The sequence below is a fragment of the Cryobacterium sp. TMT1-19 genome (genome assembly GCF_004403055.1).
Lineage (GTDB): Bacteria > Actinomycetota > Actinomycetes > Actinomycetales > Microbacteriaceae > Cryobacterium > Cryobacterium sandaracinum.
Genome location: NZ_SOHB01000049.1, coordinates 94,189 through 100,728 on the forward strand (window position 1 = coordinate 94,189; position 6,540 = coordinate 100,728).

6 protein-coding genes are annotated in these 6,540 nt (G+C 68.9%); all 6 read left to right on the top strand.

Features of this window, described 5'->3' with window-relative positions; translation table 11 throughout:
- Position 1: 1 nt before the first annotated feature.
- The 6 genes from E3T40_RS13005 (at position 2) to thrB (ending at position 6,273) form a co-directional block, all read left to right on the top strand.
- Positions 2–781: a DUF2993 domain-containing protein gene (locus E3T40_RS13005; RefSeq protein ID WP_134544020.1), complete on the top strand. Its 780-nt coding sequence runs from the start codon at positions 2–4 to the stop codon at positions 779–781.
- Positions 782–924: 143 nt separating this feature from the next.
- Positions 925–1,212 (top strand): hypothetical protein, encoded by a 288-nt coding sequence (locus E3T40_RS13010; protein ID WP_134544023.1) that lies wholly within the window; start codon positions 925–927, stop codon positions 1,210–1,212.
- A 207-nt stretch (positions 1,213–1,419) separates the two neighbouring features.
- The gene (lysA, locus tag E3T40_RS13015) at positions 1,420–2,868 is read left to right on the top strand and encodes a diaminopimelate decarboxylase (RefSeq protein WP_134544025.1); all 1,449 of its coding nucleotides are present in this window, start codon (positions 1,420–1,422) and stop codon (positions 2,866–2,868) included.
- Positions 2,865–4,202, top strand: a complete 1,338-nt coding sequence (locus E3T40_RS13020; RefSeq protein ID WP_104169773.1) for a homoserine dehydrogenase — start codon at positions 2,865–2,867, stop codon at positions 4,200–4,202. Before lysA ends, E3T40_RS13020 begins: the two co-directional genes overlap by 4 nt.
- Positions 4,202–5,323 carry a threonine synthase gene (gene thrC, locus E3T40_RS13025; protein WP_104169774.1) on the top strand — a complete coding sequence of 374 codons (1,122 nt, stop codon included), beginning with the start codon at positions 4,202–4,204 and terminating at the stop codon, positions 5,321–5,323. Before E3T40_RS13020 ends, thrC begins: the two co-directional genes overlap by 1 nt.
- Positions 5,320–6,273 (top strand): homoserine kinase, encoded by a 954-nt coding sequence (gene thrB, locus E3T40_RS13030; RefSeq protein ID WP_104194086.1) that lies wholly within the window; start codon positions 5,320–5,322, stop codon positions 6,271–6,273. The genes thrC and thrB overlap by 4 nt, the downstream gene beginning before the upstream one ends.
- Positions 6,274–6,540: the final 267 nt, after the last annotated feature.

Genomic DNA, 6,540 nt, shown 5'->3' on the forward strand with positions numbered 1-6,540 from the left:
CATGGACGCGTCCGCCAGGAAATCCCGTCGTCGCGGGCTCGGGGCGTTCATCGTCGCGGGTCTGGTTGTGGTCGGGCTCGTCGCTGCTTTCTTCTTCGTCGACGGGGGACTGCGCAGCTACGCCGAGGGCCAGATCGAGCAGGAGATCGCCTCGAACCTGCCCGACACCGTGACCGGGGACGTGGCCGTCTCCATCGGAGGCCTGTCGGTCATCGCGCAGTACCTCGGCGGCAGCTTCGACCGGGTGGCCCTGGAATCAGGCACCCTGACCGTGGACGGCGTGCCGGCATCCGTGCACGTCGTGGCGACGGATGTCCCGCTCGACCAATCCCAGCCCGTCGGCGACGTGCGCGGCATCATCGACCTCGAACCCGACTCCCTCAACACCCTGCTGAGCCAGGCTCTGCCGAGCAATGTCCCCGACGCCGGCGTCGAACTCGGGAAGGACGAGATCAGCTACAGCGGCAGCCTGGAGGTGCTCGGCTTCCCGATCGGCTACCGCGCCTCGGCGACGCCGAGCGTGGGCGCCGACGCACTGCTGCTCACGCCGAGCGGTGCCAGCGTCACCTCAGGCGGCGGCAGCATCGACGCCGGCAACCTGCTGTCTCGTGTTCTGGGTGAGGAACCGCTCCGCATCTGCGTGGCCCAGTACCTCCCCGAGGGGGTCACCCTCGCCGGAGTGAACGTGACCGCGGATCGAGCGCGACTCACGCTGCAGTCGAGCTCGTTGACGCTGAGCCGTCAGTCGTTGACCACCCTCGGCAGCTGCACCGCCGGTTGACCCCGCACTTCACGCCCTTGCAGCACGCCGACACGCTCGCACATCGTTCGGACCGTGATCAAACCGGGGCCTGACACGACGCCCGCGGGGTCGTACACTCGAGGTATCCGCCGGTCGCGCATTCGCCTTTTCGAGGAGGCACCATGACGTTGTTGCGCATTCAGCACCCAGTGCCCGACTATGACCGCTGGAAACGCGCCTTCGACCTGGACCCGGCCGACCGCCGCGGATCGGGGGTGATCCGCTACACGATCCTCCGCTCGGTGACTGTTCCGAACTTCGTCATGGTCGACCTGGAATTGGGCTCCGTCCGGGAGGCGGAGAAGATGCTCCTCAAGATGCGGCGCATCTGGACTAGCAGCGGCTCGTCGGTCATGAGCGACCCGGAGGCGTGGATCGTCGACGTGGCCGAAACCGCCGCGCTGGTCTGATCGCGGCCCGCCCCGCTGCCCAGCCCGCGCAGCCCGCCACGCAGCGGGACGTAACGCGATTCGGCGCGCACCGGCGGCGTTCGCTACACTCGGGTCAGGTCCCCGGTCGCAGCCGACGGCATCCTTTCACTGGCTTCAGGGACCAATCCGGGTTCGCTCGCCACTCAGTGAGACACCCACTCGACATTTCCCGTGAGGTTTTCACCCGTGGCCACCAACCCGCTCGCCCCCGACTGGCTTTGCCTGCCCGACGACGCCAATGCGCTCGCCGATGGCCTCTGGCCGGCCACCATCGACCGCACCCCGCGGGGGGAACTCCTCATCGGCGGCTGCACCGCCTCCGCCCTGGCCGCCGAATTCGGCACTCCTCTTTATCTGGTCGACGAAACGGATGCCCGCGCCCGCGCGGCCTCGCTCCGCGCCGCCTTCGAGGCCGAGTTCGCCCGCATCGGCACGAGCGTGCACATCTACTACGCCGGCAAGGCGTTCCTGTCCACCGAGATCGCCCGTTGGATGCTGGCCGAAGGTCTCAACATCGACGTCTGCAGCGGCGGCGAACTCGCCGTGGCGCTGGCGGCCGGCAGCCCGCCGAACCGGCTCGGCTATCACGGCAACAACAAATCCCTGGCCGAGATCGACGAGGCCTGCCGCGTCGGCGTCGGCACCATCGTGATCGACAGCCTGGTCGAAATCGGGCGCGTCGCCGCGGCCGCCGCCCGGCACGGCATCGTGCAGGCCGTTCGGCTGCGCGTGAACAGCGGCGTGCACGCGCACACCCACGCATTCCTCGCCACGGCGCACGAAGACCAGAAGTTCGGCGTGACGCTCGATGACGCCGCGGCGCTGGTGGGCCTCATCCGGGCCGAGCCGAGCCTGGGCTTCCGCGGCCTGCACTGCCACATCGGCTCGCAGATCTTCGGCGCCGACGGCTTCGCCGAATCCGCGTCGCGCCTCCTCGCCGTGCACGCCGCCCTGCTCGCAGGCGGCCCCGTCCCCGAGCTGAACCTCGGCGGCGGCTTCGGCATCGCCTACACCCTTGCCGACACCCCCACCCCGATCGGCGAACTCGCGGCCAGCCTGGCCGACATCGTCGCCGCGCAGTGCAGCGCCCTCGGCATCCCGGTGCCCGTGGTCGCCTTCGAGCCGGGACGTTACATCATCGGCCCGGCCGGAATCACCCTCTACGAGGTCGGAACCACCAAATCCGTCGACGTGGCCGGCAACCCGCGCCTCTATGTCAGTGTCGACGGAGGCATGAGCGACAACGCCCGCCCCGCCCTCTACGGCGCCGACTACACCGTGCGGCTCGCCGGCCGCGTGTCGGCGGCCGACCCGGTGCTGGTGCGCCTCGCCGGCAAGCACTGCGAGAGCGGCGACATCGTCGTCGACGCTGACTATCTCCCCGGCGACGTGGCCCCGGGCGACCTGGTGGCCGTCGCGGCCACCGGCGCCTACTGCTGGTCGCTGTCGAACAACTACAACTTCCTCGGCCGGCCGGCCGTGGTCGCGGTGGCCGACGGCATCCCGCGGATGCTGGTGCGCGGCGAGACTATCGCCGACCTGCTCGCCCGCGACACCGGGGTCTCGGGCTCGACCGGCTCGACCACCGGCTCGACCACCGGCTCGACCGATCTACCGAAGGAACCCGCCCGATGATCGAATACCGCAATCTGCGCGTCGCACTGCTGGGAGGCGGCTCCGTCGGCGCCCAGGTCGCCCGGCTGCTGCTCGAAAACAGTGAAGAACTCGCCAACCGGGTGGGTGCCAGCCTCGAGCTCGTCGGCATCCTGGTGCGCGACGTCGACGCCGAGCGCACCGTCGACCTGCCCCGCGAGCTGTTCACCACCGACGCCGAGACCCTGATCCTCGGCGCCGACGTCGTCATCGAGTTGATGGGCGGCATCGAGCCCGCACGCTCATACATTCTGATGGCGATCAACTCGGGGGCGGATGTCGTCACCGCCAACAAGGCGTTGCTGGCCACCCACGGGCCCGAACTCTTCGCCGCCGCCGACCAGGTCGGCGCACAGCTCAAGTACGAGGCGGCCGTGGCCGGTGCGATCCCGATCGTTCGGCCGCTCGGCGAGAGTCTCGGCGGCGACCAGGTCAACCGCATCCTCGGCATCGTGAACGGCACCACCAACTTCATCCTCGACCGGATGGACACTGAGGGGGACACCCTCGAGGCGGCTCTCGCCCTGGCCACCGACCTCGGCTACGCCGAGGCCGACCCGACCGCCGACATCGGCGGGTACGACGCGGCGCAGAAGGCGGCCATTCTGGCCAGCCTCGCCTTCCACACGACCGTGCCGCTCGCATCCGTCTACCGCGAGGGCATCACCGCCATCACGCCCGCGCAGATCGACTCAGCCCGTAAGGCCGGCTACGTCGTGAAGCTGCTCGCCATCTGCGAACGCCTCGTCGACGCCGAAAGCGGCCAGCAGGGCGTCTCCGCCCGGGTCTACCCGGCCATGGTTCACCGCAGCCACCCGCTCGCCTCCGTGCACGGCGCCAACAACGCGGTCTTTGTCGAAGCGGAGTCGGCCGGCAGCTTGATGTTCTACGGCGCCGGCGCCGGGGGAGTGGAGACGGCGTCCGCCGTGCTCGGCGACCTGGTGTCACTGGCCCGCCGCCACATCGCCGGTGGCCCCGGCGTTCCCGCGTCCCAGCACGCCGACCTGCCGGTCTTCGACATCGGCCAGATCGTCACGCGCTACGCCGTCACCCTGGAAGTCACCGACGAACCCGGCGTTCTCGCCACGCTCGCCAGCGTGTTCAGCGACCACGGCGTGTCCCTGGCACTGGTCGAGCAGTCGATGACGCCGGCCCAGCCGGGCACCGCGAGTCGCTCCGCCGTCTCCGCCACGGCTACCCTAGTTATCGGAACGCACGAGGCTACGGAGGCCGCCCTGGCGGCCACCGTGACAGACCTCGCCGCGAACAGATTTGTCACCAATGTCGCATCCGTTTTGAGAGTTGAAGGAGCCTGATGTCCAGCGAACGAGAGACTCTGCCGAAACCAGTCGTGAAGACGGCTTCCCGGCAGTGGCGCGGCGTGCTGCGCGAGTACGCGGACCGCCTCAACATCACGGATGCGACGCCCATCATCACTCTCGGCGAAGGGGGCACCCCGCTGATTCCGGCTCCGGCGCTCTCCGTTCGCACGGGCGCGAAGGTCTTGATCAAGTACGAGGGCATGAACCCGACCGGTTCCTTCAAGGACCGCGGCATGACCATGGCCATCTCCAAGGCCGTCGAAGACGGTGCCAAGGCCGTCATCTGCGCGTCCACCGGCAACACCTCCGCGTCGGCCGCCGCCTACGCGACCCACGCCGGAATCCAGGCCGTCGTGCTGGTGCCCGAGGGCAAGATCGCCATGGGCAAGCTCAGCCAGGCCATCGCACACAACGCGCAGCTGCTGCAGGTGCAGGGCAATTTCGACGACTGCCTCGACATCGCCCGCGACCTCTCCGCGAATTACCCCGTGCACCTGGTCAATTCGGTCAACCCCGACCGGATCGAAGGCCAGAAAACGGCCGCCTTCGAGGTCGTCGAGGTGCTGGAAGACGCGCCGGACATCCACATCGTCCCCGTCGGCAATGCTGGCAACTACACCGCCTACACACGCGGGTACACCGAAGAGCTCGAGCGCGGCGCCACTACGAAGCTGCCGCGCATGTTCGGGTTCCAGGCTGCTGGCAGCGCCCCGATCGTGCTCGGCCACCGCGTCGACCACCCGGAGACCATCGCCAGCGCCATCCGCATCGGCAACCCGGCATCCTGGGACCTCGCCCTCGCCGCGCGTACCCTGACCGACGGCTACTTCGGCGCGATCAGCGACGATAAGATCCTCGAGGCCTACCGCATCCTGTCGGCCGAGGTCGGCATCTTCGTCGAGCCGGCCTCTGCGATCAGCGTCGCCGGCCTGCTCGAACGCGCCGAAGCCGGGCTCATCCCGGCCGGCTCCACCGTGGTACTCACGGTCACCGGCCACGGTCTGAAGGACCCGCAGTGGGCGCTCCGCACCGCGGACGGCTCCGACGTCAAGCCGACCATCGTGCCTGTCGACACCGCCGAAATCGCCAGCGTCCTCGGGCTGGTCCAGAAATGACCATCGCCGAGGCCCTCTCCGGCAAGTCGGTGCTCTCGGGCCGTTCCGTCACCGTGCAGGTGCCGGCGACCACGGCCAACCTCGGCCCCGGTTTCGACACCCTGGGTCTGGCCCTGGCACACCACGACCACCTCCAGGTCTCCGTTCGCGATGAGCCGGGCGTCACGGTCGAGGTGCACGGCGTCGGAGAAGGCGTGGTGCCCACCGATGAGACCAACCTCGTCGTGCGCGCCCTCATCCACGCCTTCGCCGCCTACGGCCAGGAACTGCCCGGACTGAACCTCGTTGCCCACAACGAGATCCCGCACGGCCGCGGCATGGGCTCGTCCGGCGCCGCCATCGTCGCCGGGATCATGGCCGCGAAGGGCCTGCTCGAGGGCATCGTCGACATCGACGCGGAGGCGCTCCTGGCCCTCGCGACTGAGATGGAGGGGCACCCCGACAACGTGGCGCCCGCCCTGTTCGGTGGTCTCACGATCGCGTGGATGACACCCGACGGACCGCGCCACAAGAAGCTGATGGTGCACCGCGGCGTCAAGCCGCTCGTGTTCGTTCCGGAGCACGCCATGTCCACGGCGCTCGCCCGCAGCCTGCAGCCCGAGAGCGTGCCGCACGAAGACGCCGTCTTCAACCTGTCGCGCTCGGCCCTGCTGATCGCGGCCCTGATCCAGAGCCCCGAACTGCTCCTCGCGGCCACCGAGGACAAACTGCACCAGAGCTACCGTGCCGCCGCCATGCCGGAGACCAACCGGCTGATCACCCTGCTCCGGGAGCACGGCTTCGCCGCCGTCGTCTCCGGCGCCGGCCCATCGATCCTGGTGCTGGCCAGTGACCCAGGGCAGCGACTCGTCGCGGCCGAGCTCGTCGCCGCCGAGTCCGAAACGCCCTGGCAGGCGCTGATGCTGGCCGTCGACGTGCTGGGTGCAACCGTCACCCGCACCGAGCGTTAGAGAAGCGAGTCCGAATCGATCGGTTGTGTCGCTCCCGGTCGGTCAGTCGACTGCACCGCCCGGGCAGTGTTCCTCGAAGGCGCAGCGCCCGATCCGGTGGTGAACCAATTCGACGGAGATTCTCGTTCACAACTGCCTTTTCGGAGTTTTCAGGGCCGATTCGGGCAGAATCTCGGCTCCCCTGCTCTATCCGTGGGTGTTTCGGAGCGCCTTAACGGCCGCACGCCGCTTCCTGTCTAGGTTTCTGACTGTCAAAGGAAAGAAACT